The following is a 17,974-nucleotide window of genomic DNA, read 5'->3' on the forward strand; positions in this document are numbered from 1 at the left end:
GGCCGTAGGGCCGGCGAGCGGGGTACGGGTCAGCGGGTCGTACGGCGGGCGAGCGCGGCCACGAGGCCGAGCGCACCGGCCGCGGTGATCAGCGCGAGCGCCGGGCGCGGACCCGTGGCGTGCGTGAGCAGCAGGGCGACCGCCGGCAGCAGCACGGCGGCGCCGAGCTGGACCGCGGCCTGGTACAGCGACACGGCCGCGCCCCGGTCCGCCGGGTCGAGACCGGCCGTCGCCTGGGTGTTCAGGGCGACGAACGCGCAGCAGAAACCGGCCTCCACGAGCAGCAGGACCGGCAGCATGCCGAGCGGGTAGGAGCCGCTGTCGGGACGGGCCAGATACAGCACGTACCCGAGGAGCGGGAACAGCGCGCCGAGCGTGACGAGCCGGCCGCTGCCGTGGCGGGCGATGAACCGGCCGGCGAACGGCACGGTCAGCGCCAGCGGGACGCAAGCGGGCAGCAGCGCGAGCGCGGACAGCCACGGCGACCAGCCGAAGCCGTCCGCCATCTGGAAGACCATCACGACGAGGACCGCCTGGTAGGTGCCGTTGAGGGAGGCGGCGCCGAGCGCGGACCGCAGCAGCGGGCCCCGCTTCAGCAGCGCCGGGCTCGGCAGCCGCGCGCCCGGCCGGTGCGCCGGACCGCCGCGGTCCGCGGCGCCACCGCCCGTACCGCCGCCGCCGGGACCGGCCGCCGGACCGCCGTCGCCAGAGCGGGCCCCCGCATCGCCGTCACCGGGGCCGGGCCCGCCTCCCGCACCGCCGTCGATCTGCTCGCGCGGCAGCACGTACGCCCCCGCGACGAGCAGCACCAGGGCGACCGGGGCCGGAAAGACGAAGACCCAGCGCCAGTCGACCTCCAGCAGACCGCCGGCGAGCAGCAGTCCGGCGGTGAAGCCGGCCGCGCCGAACAGCGAGTACACCGACAGTGCCCGCCGCCGCTCCGGCCCCTCGGGGAAGAGGTCGTTGATGATGGCGAGGCCGGTCGGCGCGGTCAGCGCCGCGCAGCAACCCTTGACGACGCGGACGGCCACGAGCAGCGCGGGCCCGCCGGCGAGGCCGCCCGCGAGGGAGGCCACCCCGAACAGCAGCATCGCGCCGAGGTAGGCCCGGCGACGCCCGAGCCGGGCGCACAGCACGGGCCCGAGCAGCAGCAGCGCGGCGAAGCCCAGCGCGAAGCCGCTCATCAGCCACTGGGCGCCCCACGGCGTCAGGCCGAACCGCGCGGCGAGCGTGGGCAGCGCGATGAGGATGACGGACACCTCGATCGCGTCGAGCAGCATGTTGCCGGAGAGCACCAGGAGCCGGGACCACTGGCGCGCGTCCCACCCGGCCCCGGCTTCCCGAGCGGTGGCGGCGGTCGCGGTCACCAGTCCAGCACCTGGCCCTCGGGCGTGCCGTCCTCGCCGAGGAAGGTGGCGGTCGGCCCGTCGTCGGGCAGGGTCGCGAGCAGGACGGGGATGCGCGCGCCCTGCTCGGTGGTCAGCCGGCCGTGGTGCCCGTTGATGTCGGTGGCCACGAAGCCCGGCGAGGCGGCGTTGACGAGGATGCCGGTGCCGCGCAGCTCGTTGGCGTACGCGAGGGTGACCGCGTTCAGGGCCGTCTTGGACGACGCGTACGACAGCAGGGTCACCGGGAACTCGCCGGGCGGGTGCTCGCCGGTCTGGTCGTTGTTCTCGGCGGCCGACTTCAGCGAGCCGATGGCGCTGCTGACGTTGACGATCCGCGCGGACGGCGCCTTGCGCAGCAGCGGCAGCAGGGCGTTGGTCACGGTGATCACGCCGAAGACGTTGGTCTCGTAGACCGTGCGGACCTGCTCGGCGGGGGTCTCGCTGGGCAGCTGCATCGGGCCGCCGACGCCGGCGTTGTTGACGAGGACGTGCAGCACGCCCGCCTCCTCGGCCAGCCGCTTCGCGGCGAGCGCGACGGAGGCCTCGTCCGTGACGTCGAGGTGCAGGAACCGCACGTCGAGGCCGCCCACGGACAGGGCGGCGGCGGCCTCGCGGCCGCGCCGCTCGTCGCGGGCCCCGAGGTAGACGGTGTGGCCGCGCTCGGCGAGCTGCCGGGCGATCTCGCGGCCGATCCCCTTGTTGGCTCCGGTGACGACGGCGATGCGCGCGGGGTGGGCGGACATGGATGGCCTCTCACATGGGGTGGGGTGGGGTGGGGGACACGCCCGCTTGGCGCGCCCAAGGGCGGGCACGCCCCGGCCGGGGCGGCGCGGGGCGGGGGCCGGGCTCCGCCTCAGCCGAGGAGGGTGCCGCCGGTGGCGTCGATGAAGGCGCCGGTGATCCAGCGGGCGTCGTCGGTGGTCAGGAAGGTGATGACGTCGGCGACGTCACCGGGCTCGCCGACCCGGTTGAAGGCCGAGAACTTCGCCATCGCCTCGACGGCCTGCGGGTTGTCGAAGATCGGGCCGCCGTTGTTGGTGATGCCGGGCGCCACGCTGTTGATGGTGATGCCGCGCGGGGCGAGGATCCGGGCCAGCTGGAAGGTGAGCTGCTCGATCGCGCCCTTGGTCATCGCGTAGGCGACCTGGTCGGGCACGGAGGTGCGGGTGACGCCGGTGGTGAGGTTGACGATCCGGCCGCCGCTGGGCATCTGGCCGAGGGCCCGCTGCACGATGAAGTACGGCGCCTTCGCGTTGACGGCGAAGTAGTGGTCGAACTCCTCGGGGGTGAGGTCCTCCGGTGCCGAACCCGTCGACGTGACGGCCGCGTTGTTGACCAGGATGTCCAGGCGGGTGTCGCCGGTGCGCTCCTTCAGACCGCGCTCCAGGCCGAGGAACAGCTCGTGCACGTCGCCGGGCACGCCCAGTTCGGCACGGACGGTGAAGGCGCTGCCGCCCTCCTTCTCGATGAGCTCGACGGTGTCGTTCGCCGCCTGCTCGTTGGCGGTGTAGTGCACGGCGACGAGCGCGCCCTCGCGGGCGAGCCGGATGGCGGTCGCCCTGCCGATGCCGCGACTCGAACCGGTCACGAGGGCCGTCTTGTCGGTGAGCCTGTCCACGGTTGACCTTCCGGGTTGAGGGATGTGCGGGGGGTGCGGCGCCGGACGCGCGGCCGGCCGGGCGGGCGTGGCCGGCCGGGCGGGCGTGGCCGGCCGGGTGGGCGGCTCCGCGGGCCGGGGTGCCGCCGGCCGGGGCCGCTCCGTCACGTCGAGGCCGCTGATCATGCGGGCGAGGTGCCGGCGGACCGGGGGCTCCTCCAGCAGTTCGCCGAAGACGTCGCGCAGGGCGACGACCTCCTCCGTGCCGAAGAGCAGCCGAGCCTGCGCCTCGATGTTGGCCAGGGTGCGCGCGCCGACCGGATGCCGCTCGGCGTGGTAGGTGTCGAGCAGCTCGGGCCGGTCCGCGCCGGTGACGACCCGGGCCAGCTTCCAGCCCAGGTTCGCCGCGTCCTGGAGGCCGAGGTTGACCGCCTGGCCGCCGACCGGCATCTGGCTGTGCGCGGCGTCCCCGGCAAGGAGCAGCCGGCCGCGCCGGTAGGCGGTGACCTGCCGCGAGACGGTGCCGAAGCGGTTGAGCCAGCGCGGCTCGCCGTGGGCGATGTCCTCGCCGGTCACGGCCGCCCAGGCGGACACCACCTGCGCGAAGGTGACCTCGCCGGCCGGCTGTTCGCCGAAGCGGTGGACCATCAGCCGGGTGGTGCCGTCGGGCCTGCGGTACGCGGTGGCGATGCCGCTGTCGAAGCGCTGGAGGCGCCGGTTGGCGATCTCGATGCCGGCGACGTCGGCGCGCAGCATCACCTTGTCGGCGTCGTGCCCGGCGGTCTCGAAGCCGCCGAGCGCGCGCACGGTGCTGTGCTCGCCGTCGCAGCCGACGACATAGCGGGCGTCGACCGTGTACGGGGTGCCGTGGGCGCCGCCGTCGGGGCCGCGCACCTCGACGCGTACCCCGTCGGCGGTCTCGCGCAGCCCGGTCACCGTGTGACCGCGCCGGATCTCCGCGCCCAGGTCGAGCGCGTACGCCTGGAGTTCGGTCTCCAGGTGGTACTGGAGGCACTCCCACTGGCCGGCGTACGGATGGTCCGGGTCGGCCTCGGCGAGGTCGAGGCGCAGGCCGCCGAAGTGGCCGGGGCCGACCGGCGGGAGTTCGCCGAGCCGCGGCAGGAAGCCGCGGTCGGCGAAGATCTCCATGGTCCGGGCGTGCAGGATCGAGGCCCTGGACTCGCCGGTCGGCTCCGTCAGCTTCTCCACGACGACGACGCCGGCGCCGTACGCCCGCAGTTCGGCCGCGAGGAACAGGCCGACGGGTCCGGCGCCGACGACGACGACATCGGCGCGGGTCGGGGACGTGCGGGCCATCACCGCCGCCCGAGCGCCGGCCCGAACCAGCGGGCGAGCGCGCTGCTGAGATCGCGGTGGCTGCCGGGCGCGGCCCAGGCGACATAGCCGTCGGGGCGCAGCAGGACCGCGGAGACGCCCGCGAGCGGGCTGTCGGCGGGCACGGCGTCGGGCGTGGCCGTGACGATGTCGACGCGGTCCCGCCAGGGCTGCGCGCGGCGGCGCAGCACGGCGGTGTCGTCGAGGTCGAGGAGCACGCCGCGGCCGGTGCGAAGGAGTTCGGTGCTGCTGGTGGCGCGGCCGTCGACCGTCACCGGCAGGTGCGGCAGGCGGCGGCCGAGCAGCGGGCTGGAGCCGCCGCCGACGTCGTAACGGATGTCGAGCCCGCTGACCTTGGCGGCCAGGTGCCGCGACACCCCGGGGATCCGGACCAGCTCGGCCAGGACGTCCCGCAGCGGCACCGACTCCTCGCCGCCGAGGATCAGCAGGCTCTGCGCCCGGGTGTTGGCGAGCAGTCCGCGGCCGACCTCGTGCCGCTCGGAGTGGTACGTGTCGAGCAGCTCCTCGGGCGCGTCGCCGCGCAGCACCGCCGCCAGCTTCCAGCCCAGGTTGTGGGAGTCCTGGACGCTGGTGTTCATGCCCTGGCCGCCCGCGGGCAGGTGCACGTGGGCGGAGTCGCCGGCCAGCAGGACGCGGCCCCGCCGGTATTCGGTGACCTGCCGGGAGGCGTTGCCGAAGGCGCTGACCCACACCGGTTCGGCGTGGCCGATGTCGATGCCGGTGAGCCGCTTCCACACGTCGGCGACCTCGGCGAACTCCGGCGGCCCGGTCCGCTTGCGCGGGGGCACGCCGTGCTCGCCGACGATGATCCGGTGGATGCCGCCGGGCAGCTTGGCGACCATCACGAAGCCGCCGTCGGTGTGCTGGCCGGTCATCCGCGGCTCCAGGTCGACCCCGCGCAGGTCGGCCAGGAGCATCTCGGTGGTGGCGGCCGTGCCGGGGAAGTCGAACCCGGCCTGCTTGCGGACCGTGCTGCGGCCGCCGTCGCAGCCGACGAGGTAGCGGGCCCGCAGCGTCTCCTCGCCGTCCGCGTGGCGCACGGTGACGGTGACCGCGTCGCCGGTCTCCTCGTACGAGACGAACTCGTGCCCGCGCCGGATGTCGGCGCCGAGCTCGGCCGCCCACGCCTCCAGGGCCTCCTCGGTCACCGACTGCGGCACCGTCTTGGCCGCCTCGTGGAAGGCCCCGAGGACGCCCATGTCCAGCGGGATGCCACCGAAGTGGCCCATGCCGCTGGTCTCGTAGTCGCCGAGCCGGCGCAGCAGGCCGCGCTGGTCGAAGACCTCCATCGTGCCGATGGTCAGACCGATGCCCCGGGACTCGCCGGTGCGCCCGGGGTGCCGTTCGAGCACCGTGACGTCGATCCCCGCCAGACGCAGTTCCCCGGCGAGCATCAGCCCGGCGGGTCCCGCTCCAACAACGACCACCGAAGCGTCCATGAACTTCTCCTTCTCAAAGCCAGTAGCGGAGCCGCGGACAGCGGCAGGCCCGCCGCGCCGTCGAACAGGCAGGCCGCGGGCAGCGAACGCAGCGTGACGACCGGCTCCGCGGGGACGGCCAGCGCGGCGGCGGCGGCGTGGTGCGGCCCGGCCGGCACGTTCCGCACGATCCAGCCGGCCGGGCCGGGCGGGGCGTCGGCGTCGGTCCCGGCGCCCAGGTAGTCGAGGGCGGGGCTGCGGCCGAGCCCCGTGCCCAGGCCCTTCAGATACGCCTCCTTGCGGGTCCACAGCTCCGCGAACGCGTCCGGCCGGCGGGCCTCGGGAAGGGCGAGCAGCTCCCGCCACTCCGCCGGATGCAGGGCGGGTCCGCACACCTCCACCGCCCCGGCCGTCGGGGTGCGCTGCACGTCCACGCCGACGACCGAGGCCGCCGTGCCGATCAGGACGAGCCCGTGGCTGTGCGAGAGCGAGAAGTGGACCGGCAGCGGCGGGTCCCGCAGCACGGGCCGGGTGGTGCGGTGCGGGCGCGCCGGGCCGGGCTCCCGGCCCAGGCGCAGCCGCTCGGGCGGATACCCCGTGGCCTCGCTGAGGATCCGGCGCAGCGCGATGTGCGCCGACAGGTACTGCACCCGGTCGGTGGGCCGTACGAACAGCTCCGCCCGCCGCAGCTCCGCGGCGTCCAGCTCGCGCACCGCGAGCCGGGCCGCCGCCGGGCTGCCGGCCGACGGCGGGCGCAGCAGCCACAGCGAGAGGCGCGGCGGCCCGGCCGGGTCCGTGATCAGCGGCTGCCCGGCCGCGCCGGGCGCTTGCGCACGCGGATCGGGCTCGTGCCGCCCGGCCGCGCGCGACCCGGACTCACGGGGTGGACCGCCGAGTTCAGCGCCGGGCCTCGGCATGGGCCTTGGCGTGGCCCAGCGTGGCCTTGCTGTTGGTGCTGAGCGCGGTGTGCACGTACTCCCGCGCGTCGGCGACGGTGGCGTCCGCGCCGAGGATGCGGGCGATGTTCGCGGTGTTGATCGTCACCGTGTGCTGCGAGGACGCCGTGACACCGGTGTCGGTCTCGGTGAACGTCCAGTAACCGGTGTGCAGGGTCATCAGCGCCGGCAGCGTCACCTGCTTGTAGGCGATCTTGTGGTGCGGGAAGGTCACCCGGTACGACTTCGTGGTGTGCACGGAGCCGTCCTTGGCGCGGGTGTCCATCTCCAGCGTCTGCAGGCCCGGGGAGTCCTCGTCGAGGCGGACGGTGGCCACGTGCGGAAGCCGCTCGGACCACAGGTTCGCCTCGTTGATGAAGTCGTAGACGTCCTTGGCGGAGCCGGCGATCTCCACGGAGTCCTCGAAGGAGAACGTCAGTTCGGCCTCGGTCTCGGCGTGGACGCGCTCGACGTTCTCGCGCAGCGCGGCCAGCTCGGAGCGCGAGTTGCGGTCGACGGCCTCGTCGATCCACTTCAGGCTCTCCGGGTCGTCGTCGATGGCCCGGTAGTCGTGCAGCAGCCGGATCCGCGACTCGGTCGCGGAGACCGGCTCGATGATCCAGGTGCCGCCCATGGCCGCCACCGGCGGGGTGGGGATCTCCTGGCGGAAGGTGATCCGCAGGTTCTCCGGGTCCAGGGTGCGGTGGGACGTCCAGTTCTTCGGCTCGCCGTTGGCGGTGGCCCAGATCTGGATGCGCTCCTCGCGCTCGCCGCGCTCCACGTGCTCGACGTGGATGGTGGGCGGGAAGATCCGCGGCCAGTTCTCCACCTCGGCGATGAGCCGGAAGACCGTCTCGGCCGGCGCGGCCGCGGTGATCTCGTGCTCGACCTCACGGATGGTCATGGTCAGCTCTCCTTGGGGCTCTAGAAGTTGCCGAGTCCGCCGCAGACGTTCAGCGCCTGCGCGGTGATGGACGCCGCCGTGTCGGAGGCGAGGTAGCCGACCAGACCCGCGACCTCCTCCGGCGTCGAGTAGCGGCCGAGCGGGATCTTGGCCTGGAACTTCTCGAGGATGGCGTCCTCGGTGGTGTCGTACGCGGCGGCGTAGCCCTGGCGCACGCGCTGGGCCATCGGCGTCTCCACGTAACCCGGGCAGACCGCGTTGACGGTGATGCCGGTGGGGGCGAGCTCGTTGCCCAGCGCCTTGGTGAAGCCGACGACGCCGTGCTTGGACGCCGAGTACGGGGCGCCGAGGACGACGCCCTGCTTGCCGGCGGTGGAGGCGATGTTGATGATCCGGCCGCGGTTCTTGTGGCGCATGCCGCCGGTGTTGAGCACCTCGCGGGTCAGCCGGAAGACGCTGTTGAGGTTGGTGTCGATGACGTCGTCCCACAGCTCGTCGGCGATGTCGGCGGTGACACCGCCGCCGCTGCGGCCGGCGTTGTTGACGAGGACGTCCACGGTCCCGAAGGCGTCGACGGCGGCCTGCACGAAGTCCCGCACGCTGTCCGAGGAGCGGACGTCGAGGGTGGTGCCGTCCACCTCCAGGCCCTCGGCCTGGAGCTCCTTGACGGTGGCGGCGACGTTGTCGGCGCTGCGGGCGCCGATGAAGACCCGGTGGCCCTGCTCGGCCAGGAGCCGGGCGGCGGCGAGACCGATGCCGCTGGTCGCTCCGGTGACCAGGGCGACCCGCTTGTGCTGATCTGACATGGGTGGCGTCTCCAGTGGGAGGGAAAGGGGACCGCCGGGCGGTGCGACGAGGCACCGCCCGGCGGCGAGTGGGATGTGGGGGGTGTGGGGGCGCGGCGCGGAGGGGGAGCCGGGTGGCCCGGCTCGGGAACCGGCCGGACCGGGACCCGCCGGGCCGGGGCGGGTCAGACCAGGGCGGCGAGGCCGCTGTTGACCGCGTCGATCAGCATGCGCGGGGTGTTCGCGATGCTCAGGATGTCCTCGTCGAGGGAGATGCCGTACTCGCGCTCGATGCGGCCGCCGGTCTCCAGGAGGGCCAGCGACTCGTAGCCCAGCTCCTCGAAGTCGGTGTCGAGGATGTCACCGTCGAGGTTGTACGAGTCGTCGGCGCCCGCCGCCTCGATCAGGATGCGGCGGAGGTCGTCGAAGGTGAAAGCCTGCTCGGCCATGGTGGTTCCTTTCCGGGTCGTGCCCGTTCGGCGTGATGGCGCTAGGGGGCGCTACGGGTCGGTACGGGGCGGTGTACGGGTGTCAGTCGGCGGAGCGCACGACGAGCGCGGAGTTGAAGCCGCCCAGGCCGCGGGCGAGCACCAGCGCGGTGCGCACCTCGTGGGTCCGCGGGTGGCCGACGACCAGGTCCAGGCCGTACGTCTCGGACGGCCGGGTGTTCATGGTCGGCGGGATCAGGCCCTCCTCCATCGAGAGGAAGACCGTCGCCAGGTCCAGCGCACCGGCGGCCGAGTACAGGGCGCCGGTCGTCGTCTTGGGGACGGTGACGGGGACCTGCTCGCGGCCGAAGACCGCGTTCAGGGCGTCGGCCTCGATGCGGTCGAGTTCGGGGACGGCCGCGCCGTCGGCGAAGACCACGTCCACGTCACGGGCGCTCACCCCCGCGTCGGCCAGGGCGGTCTCGATCGCCTGGCGCAGGGCCGGCGGCCGGCCGCTGCCCGGCTTGGGGTCGAAGGTCGCGCCGTAGCCGGCGATCTCGCCGTACACCTTGGCGCCGCGCGCCCGGGCGACGTCCTCGCGCTCCATGATGAGGATGGCGCCGCCCTCGCCCGGGACGTGGCCCGAGGCCCGCTCGTCGAAGGGCAGGAAGGCGGCGGCCGGGTCGTCCTGGGTGGTGACCCGGCCGCTGGTCAGCTGCGCCACCCAGCCCCACGGGCACAGGGACGCGTCGACGGAGCCGGTGACGATCAGCGGGGTGCCCTTGCGGACCTGGCGGCGGGCCTGCGCGACCGAGTCGAGGCCGCCGGCCTGCTCGCTGACGACGACGCCGCTCGGGCCCTTCATGCCGTGCCGGATGGAGATCTGGCCGCTGTTGACGGCGTAGAACCAGGCGAAGGACTGGTACGCGGACACGTACTCGCTGCCCTGGCTCCACAGCCGCTCCAGCTCGCGCTGGCCGAACTCGAAGCCGCCGGACGCGCTGGAGGTGACCACGCCCATGTCGAAGGCGGGCAGCTCCTTGGGGTTCACCCCGGCGTCCTCGAGCGCCCAGTCCGCGGCGACGAGGGCGAGGCGGGTCATCCGGTCGGTCTGCGGCAGCAGCTTGCTCGGCAGGTGCTCCGACGCCTCGAACCCGTGGATCTCACCGGCGAGCCGCGCCGGGTACTGGGTCGGGTCGAAGCGGGTGATGCGGCCGATGCCGCTCTTGCCGACGCGGGCGGCCTGCCAGTACTCCTCGGCGCCGAGCCCGTTGGGCGCGACGACGCCGAGACCGGTCACCACTACAGAGGCGCTCATGCGGCGGTCCTTTCCGGCCGGGCGAGGACCATCGCGCTCTGGAAGCCTCCAAAGCCACTGCCGACGGTCAGCACGGCGTCCGTCTGGTGCTCCCGCGCGGTGACGGGCACATAGTCGAGATCGCATTCGGGGTCGGGGGTGTGGAGGTTCGCCGTGGGCGGCACCACGTTGTGCGTCATCGCCAGGGTCGACGCGGCGATCTCGATGGCGCCGATGGCGCCGAGGGAGTGGCCGACCATCGACTTGATGGAGCTGACCGGGGTGGCGTACGCGTGGTCGCCGAGGCTCTTCTTGAACGCGGCGGTCTCGTGGCGGTCGTTCTGCTTGGTGCCCGAGCCGTGCGCGTTGATGTAGTCGATCTCGTCGCCGTTCATCCTCGCCTCGTCGAGCGCGACCCGGATGGCCTCGGCCATCTCGGCGCCGTCGGGGCGCAGACCGGTCATGTGGTACGCGTTGGAGCGCGTCGCGTAACCGGCGATCTCCGCGTAGACGCGGGCACCGCGGCGGCGGGCGCTCTCCAGCTCCTCCAGGACGAAGAAGGCGGTGCCCTCGCCGAGGACGAAGCCGTTGCGGGTGCCGTCGAACGGGCGCGAGGCGCGCTCCGGCTCGTCGTACCGGGGGGTGGTGGCGCGGATCGCGTCGAAGCACGCCATCGTGATCGGCGAGATCGGGGCGTCGGTGGCGCCGGCGACCAGCACGTCGAGGGAGCCCTCGCGGATCAGCTCGGCGGCGTAGCCGATGGAGTCGATGCCGGAGGTGCAGCCGGTGGAGACCACCGCGTTGGCGCCCTCGGCACCCACCGCCCAGGCCACCTCGGCGGCGAAGGAGCTGGGCACCAGGTGGTTGTAGAGGTGCGGGACCGCGTACCTGTGGTCGACCAGGTTCAGCCGGCCGCCGTCGCTGACGACGCGGTACTCCTGGTCGAGGCCCATCGTCGCGCCGACGGCCGTGCCGACGGTGACGCCGACGCGGTGCGGGGCGTGCTCGGCGAGGTCGATGCCGCTGTCGGCGACGGCGCCGCGGGCGGCGACCACGGCGAACTGGCCGGCCCGGTCCATCCGCCGGATCTCCTGCGGGCTGAGCCCGTGCGCCTCGGCGTCGAAGTCGATCTCGGCGGCGACCCGGGAGCGGAACGGCGAGGGGTCGAAGAAGGTGATGCCGCGGGTCGCCGTGCGGCCCTCGCTCAGCAGCGACCAGAAGGCGTCGCGGCCCACACCGCCGGGGGCGAGGACCTCCAGGCCCGTGATGACTACGCGTCGGCCGCTCACTGCGTGGCCTCCCAGTGGTAGAAGCGGGTCGCCATGGCGTCCGCGGGCGAGCGCCAGGTCGCCGGGTCGTACGCCTCGATGAACGGCTTCAGGTCGTCGCTGATCCGCACGAAACGCGGGTCGTGCTTCGCCTCCTCGATCTGCTTGCCACCCTGGTCGGTGTCGAAGTCCTGGAGGTGGAAGTAGAGACCGCGGTAGTGGAAGAGCTGGCGCCGGCGCGTGCCCATCCGGTGCGGCATCTCGGTGGCATCGAACGCGCGGAAGAGATCGGCCACGTTGCCGCTCGATCCGGGCTCCATCCGTGCCACGATCAGATTGCTGTGCATGCGATTCTTCTCCAAGTGGAAAGCCGTACGGCGGACTGGAGTTTCACGTCACGTCGACGGTTCGACAGCAAGAGGGCCGGAACCGGACGGAGTCAAAAAAAGAGGGCGCTTTGACAAAGCGCCGGACTCTGACATCTATCTTCTTCGGTGGCTGCCCCGCTTTCAAGGGGAATAACGTCAAATCCAGGTGCAGAACTACACGCAGGACTACAGGTGCTACTGCGGGGCGTTGCCGTGCTTCCGCGACGGCAGGTCCGCGTGCTTGGCGCGCAGCATCGCGAGCGAGCGGATCAGCACCGAGCGGGTCTCCCGCGGGTCGATGACGTCGTCGATGAGCCCGCGCTCGGCCGCGTAGTACGGGTGCATCAGCTCGTTCTTGTACTCCTCGATGCGCTGCCGGCGCACGGCCTCCGGGTCCTCGGCGGCGTTGATCTCCCGCCGGAAGATGACGTTGGCCGCGCCCTCGGCGCCCATCACCGCGATCTCGTTGGTCGGCCACGCCAGCGCCAGGTCCGCGCCGATCGAGCGCGAGTCCATGACGATGTACGCGCCGCCGTACGCCTTGCGCAGCACCAGCGAGATCCGCGGCACGGTCGCGTTGCAGTACGCGTACAGGAGCTTGGCCCCGCGCCGGATGATGCCGTTGTGCTCCTGGTCCACGCCCGGCAGGAAGCCGGGCACGTCGACCAGGGTGATCAGCGGGATGTTGAAGGCGTCGCAGAACTGGACGAACCGCGCGCCCTTCTCCGAGGCGTTGATGTCGAGCACCCCGGCCATGGAGGCCGGCTGGTTGGCGACGATGCCGACCACGTGCCCGTCGAGCCGGGCGAAGGCGCAGACGATGTTCGTCGCCCAGGCCGGGTGCACCTCGAAGTAGTCGCCGTCGTCGACGACCTCCTCGATCACCTTGCGGATGTCGTACGCCTGCCCGGCGCCGGACGGCACCAGGTCGAGCAGCGCGTCGTTGACCCGGTCGACGGGGTCGCCGGAGCGCTCCACAGGCGACAGCTCGCGGTTGTTGGCGGGCAGCAGCGACAGCAGGTAGCGGACGTCCTCGATGCACTCCTCCTCCGTGTCGTACGCGAAGTGCGACACGCCCGAGGTGGCCGAGTGGACGTCGGCGCCGCCCAGGCCGTTCTGCGAGATCTCCTCGCCGGTCACCGCCTTCACGACGTCCGGTCCGGTGATGAACATCTGCGAGGTGTCGCGGACCATGAAGACGAAGTCCGTGAGCGCGGGGCTGTAGGCGGCGCCGCCCGCGCACGGGCCGAGCATCACCGAGATCTGCGGGATGACACCCGAGGAGCGGGTGTTGCGCTGGAAGATGCCGCCGTAGCCGGCGAGCGCGGTGACGCCCTCCTGGATGCGGGCCCCGGCGCCGTCGTTGAGGGACACCAGCGGGGCGCCGGCCGCCTCGGCCAGGTCCATGATCTTGTGGATCTTCTGCGCGTGGGCCTCGCCGAGCGCGCCGCCGAAGATCCGGAAGTCATGGGCGTAGACGAAGACGGTGCGGCCGTGGACGGTGCCCCAGCCGGTGACGACGCCGTCGCTGTACGGCTTCTTGTTCTCCAGCCCGAAGCCGCTGGCCCGGTGCCGCCGCAGCGGCTCCACCTCGTTGAACGAGCCCTTGTCCAGGAGCAGCGCGATCCGCTCCTGCGCGGTCAGCTTGCCCTTGCTGTGCTGGCGCTCGGTGGCGGCCGGGTCGGGGCCCTGCCGCGCGCTCTCCTTGATCTCGGCCAGCTCGTCGATCCGGGCCTGGATCGAGTCCTGCGGTGTGCCTGGTGTGGCCATGGTGTTCCCCACCTCCATGGGTCGCGGTTCGTGGGTCGTGTGGTGCGTGGGTCGTGTGGTGCGTGGATCAGCGGTCGGCGCCGGGACGGTACAGCCGGATGAAGTCGGCGACGCCGGCGCTGATCACCGCGTCGCGCTCGAAGTCCGACAGCGGCAGCGCGCCGTGGAAGGACCGCTGGACGACACCGCCCGCGACCAGCTGGACGAAGCGCTCGGCGGCGTGCTCCGGGTCCTCGAAGGCGAGCAGTCCCTGCTCGGCGAGGCGGGCGAGCCGGCGGGCCAGCTCGCGGTTGGCCTGCCGGGGGCCGGCGGTCCGCCACATCTCGACCACCCCGGCCGGCCAGGTGGCGATCTCGGCGCCCAGGTGCCGCACGATCGCGAAGTGCTCCGGGAAGGCGGACAGCGGCGTCAGCCAGGCGCGGCCCAGCTCGGTCAGGTCCTTCTCCAGGTCGGTGATCTCGGACAGGTGCCACTCGGCGATGACGGTCAGCGAGGCGGCGACCGACGCGGCGCCCTCCAGGAGGACGGCGAGCAGCAGCCGCTCCTTGTCCTTGAAGTAGTGCGTGACGGTGGCCTCGTCGAGACCGCACTCCACGGCGATGTCCATGAGGCCGGTGTGCGTCCAGCCCTCGCGGGCGAAGACGGCGCGGGCCGCCTGGACGATGTCCCGGCGCTCCTCCGCCGAGCCGGCCTGGACGGGGGCGGTCGTTGCCTGCTGGATGGTCATGGTGTGTTCCTCCGTGTGAGGTGCGGATCTGTGACGTGCGGGTCTTCTCGGGCGTACGGGACCGGGGGCGCACCCGCGGGCCGGGGCCGCCCGGTCCGCAGGTGCGCGCCGAGCACGGCGAGGGCGGCGAGCAGCGTGGCGCCGCCGCCCGCCAGGAGCCCGGCGCGTGCGCCGTACCGTTCGCTGAGGGCGCCGATCAGGAGGGCGCCGAGGGGTGTGGTCCCCTGGAAGACGAGCGTGTAGAGGGCCATCACCCGGCCCCGGTAGGCGGGGTCGGTGCCCAGCTGGATGCGGTGGTTGGCCGCCTGGGCGAAGTACAGGGAGCCGAATCCGGTGCACAGCAGCAGCACCGCCGCCCACGCGTAGGTGGGGGCGAGTCCGGCCGCGCACTGCAGGAGCCCGGCGGCGAGGGCGGAGCCGATGACGACACCGGCCGCGGGCCGTCCGCGGCGGCGGGTGGTGACGAACGCCGCGAGCAGCGAACCGGCCGCGAAGGCCGTGGTGAGCAGCCCGAACGCGGCGGCGTCCGCGTGGAACTCGGTCTTGGCGAGCAGCGGCAGGGTGAGCTGGAAGTTGAAGCCCAGCATGCCGACGACGGCCACCAGGACCATCGGGAGCAGCAGGTCGCGGCGGGTCGTCATGTGCCGTACGCCGTCCATGACGGGCGCCCGCGCGGGCCGCCGCTTCGAGCGGTGCAGCTCCCCGGGACGCATCGCGCGCAGGGCGGCGACGGTCGCCAGGTAGCTGACCGCGTTGAGCAGCATCACGGTCGCGGTGCCGAACCAGCCGATGAGCAGGCCCGCGAGCGCCGGCCCGGCGACCCGCGCCACGTTGAAGTACGCGGCGCTGAGCGCCGAGGCGTTGGGCAGCAGGTCGGCGCCGACGAGCTCGCTGACGAACGACATCCGGGTGGGCACCTCGACCGCGTTGACGATGCCGAGCGCGAGGGCGAAGAGGCAGACGTGCCACAGCCCGGCCGTGCCGGTGAGCACGAGGACTCCGAGGAGGAGCGCCAGGACGCCCGACACGAGGTTGGCGGCCATCAGCAGCCGGCGCTTGTCGTGACGGTCGGCGAGTCCGCCCGCGTAGAGGGTGAGCAGCAGCAGGGGCGCGAACTGCAGGGCGGTCACGACCCCCAGGGCGGTCCCGGAGTCGCCGGTCAGGGAGAGCACGAGCCAGTCCTGGGCGACGACCATCATCCAGGTGCCGGCGACGGAGACGAGTTGCCCCGCCGCGAAGAGCCGGAAGTTGCGGACGGTCAGGGACTGGAGCGTGCCCGCGAGAGGTGATCTCATCTCTTCCTTGGCTTGAGGAGATTACGGGCGCACGGCAAGGGAATCTGCTCTATAGCTTCTTCGGCCCCGGTCCCCGCGGTCAATCATTCCCATGTCAGATTCCGGTCAAGGCATGTCAGGAATGATCGGTTCCGTAGCGGGGTGTGAATTCGTGTCAGGGCAGCGAAAAGACAGCGGTGGAATTCATCGAATTCCGTCACGTACTACAGGTGACATTCCCCGGCCCTTGCGGCCCCGATAATCACGGAAATACGGTTCCCGGGTCCGTGGGCGCCTCCGACCGGAGGTCGCCGAGACTCAGGGGGTAATCGAATGTCCGTGGTGACGACCGTCTGCGCGGGAGCGGGCTGTGTCCGGCGCGAAGCCGCCGGACGGGCCAGACGCCCGGCCGCGGCCGCCAGCCGTCTCTGCCTGGACTGCCACGAGCGTCTGGTGCGGGACCTGAACCGGCTGCCGGAGCTGTACGAGGAGTGCGCCCGGCACCTCGACGGCGGCGGCGGCGACCGGAGCCTGGAGAAGACCTCCGGCGGCCCGCTGCCCGGCATGCCCTTCAACCTGCGCGCGGCGGACGTGCGCACCTCGATCCTGTCGGTGCTCAGCGGCTGGGCGAGCCTGGTCCTGGAGGAGCGGGGCCTCGCCGGTCCACGGCGCGCCGTCGGCCCGCTGGTCCACTTCCTCACCCGGAACGGCACCTGGCTCGCGGCGCATCCGGCCGCCGGCGAGGTGTCCGCCGAGGTCGCCCAGCTGGTCCGCAGGGCGCTCGGTGTGATCGACCCGGCGACCAGCCGGCGCATCGCGGTGGGCGAGTGCGTCGAGCCCGGCTGCTCCGGCGCGCTCACCGCGGTCGTACGGCCCCGCCAGCCGCGGCTGCCCGCCACGATCACCTGCGGCGCCGACGCCTCCCACCACTGGGTGGGGCACGAGTGGCTCCAGCTCAGCCGCCGCATCGGCGCCGCGGCGACGGCGGCCGTGAGCGGGGCGGCGGGGGAGACCGGGGCGACCGGGACGGCGGCCCTTCCCGCGCTCGCCGGCACGGTCACGGACCTGGAGGCGGAGGTGCGGTGGATGACCGCCGCGGACATCGCCCGCCTGTGGGACATGCCGCCGGGCAGCGTCTACCGCCACGCCAGCACGCAGAAGTGGCGCCGCCGCAGCCGCAACGGCCGGACGTACTACCACGCCGGTGACGTCTACGAGACGCTCCACGGACGCGACGCGGCGGCGTAGCACCCGCCGGCCGGCGCGGACACGCACGAGGGCTCCTGGCATCGCCAGGAGCCCTCGTGCGTAGGGGACGACCGGGATCAGTCCTTGATCTCGCAGATGGCGGCGCCGGAGGTGAGGGAGGCGCCGACTTCGGCGGTGAGGCCCTTGACGGTGCCGGACTTGTGGGCGTTGAGGGGCTGTTCCATCTTCATGGCTTCCAGGACGACGATGAGGTCGCCTTCCTTGACCTCCTGGCCTTCCTCGACGGCGATCTTCACGATGGTGCCCTGCATCGGCGAGGCGAGGGTGTCGCCCGAGGCCGTCGGACCGGACTTCTTCGTGCTGCGCCTCTTCGGCTTGGCACCGGCGGCGAGCCCGGTACGGGCCAGCGACATGCCCACCGAGTTCGGCAGCGACACCTCGAGCCGCCGTCCCCCGACCTCGACGACGATGGTCTCGCGGCCGGTCTCGTCCTCTTCCGTTTCGCCGCCCGCGGGGGTGAAGGGCTTGATGTCGTTGACGAACTCGGTCTCGATCCAGCGGGTGTGGACGCGGAACGGGTCGGCGGTGAAGTCGGGGTCGACGACGACGGCCTGGTGGAAGGGGATGGCGGTGGCCATGCCTTCGACCTTGAACTCGGCCAGCGCGCGGGCGGCGCGCTGGAGGGCCTGTTCGCGGGTGGCGCCGGTGATGACGAGCTTGGCGAGGAGGGAGTCCCAGGCCGGGCCGATGACGCTGCCGGATTCGACGCCGGCGTCGAGGCGGACGCCGGGGCCGCTCGGCGGCTGGAAGGTGGTGACGGTGCCGGGCGCGGGCAGGAAGTTGCGGCCGGGGTCCTCGCCGTTGATGCGGAACTCGAAGGAGTGACCGCGGATCTCCGGGTCGCCGTAGCCGAGTTCTTCGCCATCGGCGATGCGGAACATCTCGCGGACGAGGTCGATGCCGGTGACTTCTTCGGTGACGGGGTGTTCGACCTGGAGGCGGGTGTTGACCTCGAGGAAGGAGATGGTGCCGTCGGTGCCGACGAGGAATTCGACGGTGCCGGCGCCGACGTAGCCGGCTTCCTTGAGGATGGCCTTGGAGGCGCGGTAGAGCTCGGCGTTCTGCTCGGGGCTCAGGAAGGGGGCGGGGGCTTCTTCGACGAGCTTTTGGTGGCGGCGCTGCAGGGAGCAGTCGCGGGTGGAGACGACGACGACGTTGCCGTGGGTGTCGGCGAGGCACTGGGTTTCGAC

At 72.8% G+C, this 17,974-nt stretch carries 16 protein-coding genes; 1 reads left to right on the forward strand and 15 read right to left on the reverse strand.

Translation table 11 applies throughout. The features are described from left to right. Positions 1 to 29: 29 nt before the first annotated feature. The 14 genes from ABTZ91_RS23925 to ABTZ91_RS23990 all read right to left on the reverse strand — a co-directional run bounded on the left by ABTZ91_RS23925 (position 30) and on the right by ABTZ91_RS23990 (position 15,536). Positions 30 to 1,367, reverse strand: a complete 1,338-nt coding sequence (locus tag ABTZ91_RS23925; protein ID WP_352079255.1) for an MFS transporter — start codon at positions 1,365 to 1,367, stop codon at positions 30 to 32. After that, positions 1,364 to 2,131 (reverse strand): SDR family oxidoreductase, encoded by a 768-nt coding sequence (locus tag ABTZ91_RS23930; RefSeq protein WP_352079256.1) that lies wholly within the window; start codon positions 2,129 to 2,131, stop codon positions 1,364 to 1,366. Before ABTZ91_RS23930 ends, ABTZ91_RS23925 begins: the two co-directional genes overlap by 4 nt. A gap of 110 nt (positions 2,132 to 2,241) precedes the next feature. After that, positions 2,242 to 4,302, reverse strand: coding sequence for an SDR family oxidoreductase (locus tag ABTZ91_RS23935; protein WP_352079257.1), 2,061 nt, complete (start codon positions 4,300 to 4,302; stop codon positions 2,242 to 2,244). Beyond that, positions 4,302 to 5,780: an FAD-dependent monooxygenase gene (locus ABTZ91_RS23940; protein WP_352079258.1), complete on the reverse strand. Its 1,479-nt coding sequence runs from the start codon at positions 5,778 to 5,780 to the stop codon at positions 4,302 to 4,304. Before ABTZ91_RS23940 ends, ABTZ91_RS23935 begins: the two co-directional genes overlap by 1 nt. Continuing rightward, entirely contained in the window at positions 5,735 to 6,676 is a 942-nt protein-coding gene (locus tag ABTZ91_RS23945) for a 4'-phosphopantetheinyl transferase superfamily protein (protein WP_352079259.1), read from the reverse strand. Before ABTZ91_RS23945 ends, ABTZ91_RS23940 begins: the two co-directional genes overlap by 46 nt. After that, on the reverse strand, positions 6,657 to 7,598 hold the full coding sequence (locus tag ABTZ91_RS23950) for an aromatase/cyclase (protein ID WP_352079260.1): 942 nt from the start codon (positions 7,596 to 7,598) through the stop codon (positions 6,657 to 6,659). The genes ABTZ91_RS23945 and ABTZ91_RS23950 overlap by 20 nt, the downstream gene beginning before the upstream one ends. Before the next feature lie 20 nt (positions 7,599 to 7,618). After that, on the reverse strand, positions 7,619 to 8,404 hold the full coding sequence (gene fabG / locus ABTZ91_RS23955; protein ID WP_352079261.1) for a 3-oxoacyl-ACP reductase FabG: 786 nt from the start codon (positions 8,402 to 8,404) through the stop codon (positions 7,619 to 7,621). 164 nt (positions 8,405 to 8,568) lie between these two features. Further along, a complete protein-coding gene (locus ABTZ91_RS23960) occupies positions 8,569 to 8,832 on the reverse strand; it encodes an acyl carrier protein (protein ID WP_345487417.1) in 264 nt (87 codons plus the stop codon). 82 nt (positions 8,833 to 8,914) lie between these two features. Then, the gene (locus tag ABTZ91_RS23965) at positions 8,915 to 10,129 is read right to left on the reverse strand and encodes a ketosynthase chain-length factor (RefSeq protein WP_352079262.1); all 1,215 of its coding nucleotides are present in this window, start codon (positions 10,127 to 10,129) and stop codon (positions 8,915 to 8,917) included. After that, on the reverse strand, positions 10,126 to 11,397 hold the full coding sequence (locus tag ABTZ91_RS23970) for a beta-ketoacyl-[acyl-carrier-protein] synthase family protein (RefSeq protein WP_352079263.1): 1,272 nt from the start codon (positions 11,395 to 11,397) through the stop codon (positions 10,126 to 10,128). The genes ABTZ91_RS23965 and ABTZ91_RS23970 overlap by 4 nt, the downstream gene beginning before the upstream one ends. Continuing rightward, positions 11,394 to 11,723, reverse strand: coding sequence for a TcmI family type II polyketide cyclase (locus ABTZ91_RS23975; RefSeq protein WP_352079264.1), 330 nt, complete (start codon positions 11,721 to 11,723; stop codon positions 11,394 to 11,396). Before ABTZ91_RS23975 ends, ABTZ91_RS23970 begins: the two co-directional genes overlap by 4 nt. Before the next feature lie 216 nt (positions 11,724 to 11,939). Continuing rightward, positions 11,940 to 13,514, reverse strand: a complete 1,575-nt coding sequence (locus ABTZ91_RS23980; RefSeq protein WP_352079265.1) for an acyl-CoA carboxylase subunit beta — start codon at positions 13,512 to 13,514, stop codon at positions 11,940 to 11,942. A 67-nt stretch (positions 13,515 to 13,581) separates the two neighbouring features. Beyond that, positions 13,582 to 14,241 carry a TetR/AcrR family transcriptional regulator gene (locus ABTZ91_RS23985; RefSeq protein WP_352079266.1) on the reverse strand — a complete coding sequence of 220 codons (660 nt, stop codon included), beginning with the start codon at positions 14,239 to 14,241 and terminating at the stop codon, positions 13,582 to 13,584. Continuing rightward, complete coding sequence (locus ABTZ91_RS23990) at positions 14,238 to 15,536, reverse strand: MFS transporter (RefSeq protein WP_352079267.1); 1,299 nt, start codon at positions 15,534 to 15,536, stop codon at positions 14,238 to 14,240. Before ABTZ91_RS23990 ends, ABTZ91_RS23985 begins: the two co-directional genes overlap by 4 nt. Positions 15,537 to 15,848: 312 nt before the next feature. Here ABTZ91_RS23990 and ABTZ91_RS23995 point away from each other — a divergent pair, with 312 nt between their 5' ends. Beyond that, positions 15,849 to 16,763 (forward strand): hypothetical protein, encoded by a 915-nt coding sequence (locus ABTZ91_RS23995; protein WP_352079268.1) that lies wholly within the window; start codon positions 15,849 to 15,851, stop codon positions 16,761 to 16,763. A gap of 77 nt (positions 16,764 to 16,840) precedes the next feature. Here the strand turns inward: ABTZ91_RS23995 and ABTZ91_RS24000 are convergent. Then, positions 16,841 to 17,974, reverse strand: a 1,134-nt coding sequence (locus ABTZ91_RS24000) for a biotin/lipoyl-containing protein (RefSeq protein WP_352079269.1), incomplete at its 5' end; no start/stop codon positions are given.

The organism is Streptomyces sp. NPDC126499 (assembly GCF_040302485.1).
Taxonomy (GTDB): domain Bacteria; phylum Actinomycetota; class Actinomycetes; order Streptomycetales; family Streptomycetaceae; genus Streptomyces.